The sequence below is a fragment of the Ruminococcus intestinalis genome, from assembly GCF_014288065.1.
Lineage (GTDB): Bacteria > Bacillota > Clostridia > Oscillospirales > Acutalibacteraceae > Ruminococcoides > Ruminococcoides intestinale_A.
In genome coordinates this window covers 1-2,671 of sequence record NZ_JACOPS010000010.1, presented here as the reverse complement: position 1 = coordinate 2,671, position 2,671 = coordinate 1, and the positions used below count along the sequence as shown (strand labels likewise).

The 2,671-nt window shown below is 39.4% G+C and carries 2 protein-coding genes; both read left to right on the top strand.

The genetic code is table 11. The annotated features are described in order from the left end of the window. A partial coding sequence (locus H8R91_RS11910; RefSeq protein WP_186936402.1) for a dockerin type I repeat-containing protein occupies positions 1-891 on the top strand: 891 nt, incomplete at its 5' end. Between the two features lie 648 nt (positions 892-1,539). After that, a complete protein-coding gene (locus H8R91_RS11905) occupies positions 1,540-2,376 on the top strand; it encodes a DNA-3-methyladenine glycosylase family protein (protein WP_186936401.1) in 837 nt (278 codons plus the stop codon). Positions 2,377-2,671 lie beyond the last annotated feature (295 nt).

The window sequence follows — 2,671 nt, the reverse complement described above, 5'->3', positions numbered from 1 at the left end:
AACAGCGTTTCATCAGCTGTAGGTGCATACAATATGTCAAGCGGTGACATCACAAGCCTTATTGTTCCTACAACAGCTTCTCAGGCTACACAGCCGACAACAGCAAGACCTACACAGCCGACTACCGCAAAACCAACCACTCAACCGACCACTCAACCGACCACAGCTAAACCTACAGAGAGCAAAAATCTTAATGTAACCGCTACATCAAACTACTTCCCGAGTGCAAATGTCAAAGCAACTAAGGGAAAGACAGTTTGTGTAGAATATGTGCTTGATTCTTCAATGGATGTTGTAAATGCAGAGTGGGCACTCACATATGACAAGACAAAACTCGAACTTGATACCGTGCGTTCAAAAGATTATATGCCGAACATTCCGAACGAAGTTACAAATGTGAAAAAGGCAGACGGAAAAGTACTGTCAAACTTTACGGATATTTCAAACCTCGCCGATTTCAAGGGCGGCAAGGTATTTGTCAGAGCGTACTTTAAGGTTATAAGCACAGGCGAAACCACAGTAGACCTTAATCTTAAAACTCTTTGCGTAGGTTTTATTGACAATGATTTAAAAGTCAACTTTGTGGCAGTTGTAAGAAACAGCGAAGTTCAGAGCGGTGTTACTTCTGTTGCGGGTTACGAAAAACTTGCGATAAACAAAAATACAAAGGCATATTTGTATAGTGACGATGATGTAATGCTCGGCGATGTTACAGGCGACGGAAAGATAGATGTAAACGATGTAACCGCTATACAGCTTTATATTGCTCAGAATCAAAGTTTTACCGATAAGCAGAAAGAAGCAGCGGATGTTAATAAGGACGGAAAAATTTCTGTCTTGGATGTAACAAGAGTTCAGCAGTACATTGCGAGATATTTTGATGAATTTTAAATTATTTACAGCTGACAACTTAAAATAATCTGATAAAGCATCGCCCGTAACGAAAATTTACGGGCGGTGCTTTTTTATCAAAAGTCGGGTTAAATTATGGTTTAGCGGAGTGTCGGTCGGACATTGAAATTTAGCTAACGCTAAATTATCCTCCCAAAAACAAAAAAGTTTACTCAATTTTTTCAAAAATTGCGAGTTTGGGCAGCGCCCATAAAATCTTCCGATATAACAATTTATCAGGCGCAAACAGCCACGCTGTTTGCGTGTTAAAACTAAGTTTGTTAAAACAGGCGACAGCCATTAAAGAACCTATATTTTATTAATGAAATAACGAATTTCTTTTCTTGTTGCTATCGCTTTTAAAGGCTAACGCCGTTGTGTTCAAGCCGCCAAACAGCAAGCTGTTCGGCTATCGTCAGATTGCATAAACGGAAAGTATTTGTGGGCTTTGCCCACACCCACGACCTTTGAAAAGGTCGACCAAACTTTTATAATTAATTGGCAAATCAATTTGTTAAACCACAATTTCACCTCTTAACATTCAGAACAAAATTCAAATAAGTTGTTTTTATATGAAAAACTATGTATAATGTTATTTAGAATTTTTATCAAAATAATTCTGTAAACAAAATTTATACGGAGGATATTATGACCTGCACCGAATTTGACGGTTACATCTGTATCGACAATGTAACAGACCTTGATTTAAGACAAACACTTGACTGCGGTCAGAGTTTTCGCTGGACAGAAAATGCCGACGGTTCGTTTGACGGAATCGCCTTCGGTAAAAAAGTCAGGGTAAGACTTGACGGCGAGCGTCTGTATATCGAAAACTCAAATAAAGCCGATTTTGAAAGTATATGGAAAGATTACTTTGACCTCGAACTTGATTACGGTAAAATCAGAGAACAGATAAGTGAAATTCACCCCGTGCTTAAAGAGGCGGCAAAATATGCTCCCGGTATAAGAATATTAAGGCAAGAGCCTTATGAGGCACTCTGCACATTCATTATTTCACAAAATAACAATATAAAAAGAATCAAGGGCATTGTTCAAAGACTTTGCGAAAACTTCGGAGAAGAAATTTCTCCCGGAGATTTTGCTTTTCCTACACCGCAAAAAATGGCGGAACTTTCAGCCGATGACCTTGCGCCTTTAAGGGCAGGCTTTCGTAATCGTTACCTTATAGATGCGGCACAAAAGGTTTACAGCGGTGAGGTTGACCTTGAAAGCTGCCGCACGCTTGATTACGAGCAGGCACGAAAAGAACTTATGAAAATTACGGGTGTCGGAGTTAAGGTCGCCGACTGCACTCTGCTTTTCGGTTTACACAGAATAGAGGCTTTTCCTGTTGATGTATGGATGAAAAGGGCAATGGATAAGCTTTTCCCCGGTATGATGCCGTCGGATTTCGGCGATTGTGCGGGGATAGCACAACAATACATATTTCATTACAGCAGAATGCACCCGGAATTGTTTGATTAACAATAATAATGTGAAAATGGAACGGCAAATTGCACATAATTCCATAGTTGAATTTGTAAAATTTGCCGTTTTTCATTTTTCTATAATAAAATTATGGAAATTGTGATAATTTTGTGATAACATTATAAACGATAGGGCAGGATGCCCTTGGAAGTTTTGAAAGGAGTAATCAAACCAATGAACAAGCACGGAATGCTAAAAGCGACAAGCGTTGCAATTGCACTTTGCACCGTTATGTCAAGCACAACCTTTGCATTCTCAACAGTGGCAAGTGCTGCTACCGTTGATACTACAG

What these genes read in the sequence shown, in the direction of transcription:
- H8R91_RS11905 (WP_186936401.1), top strand. Translation starts at nt 1,540, where the DNA reads ATGACCTGCACCGAATTTGACGGTTACATCTGTATCGACAATGTAACA.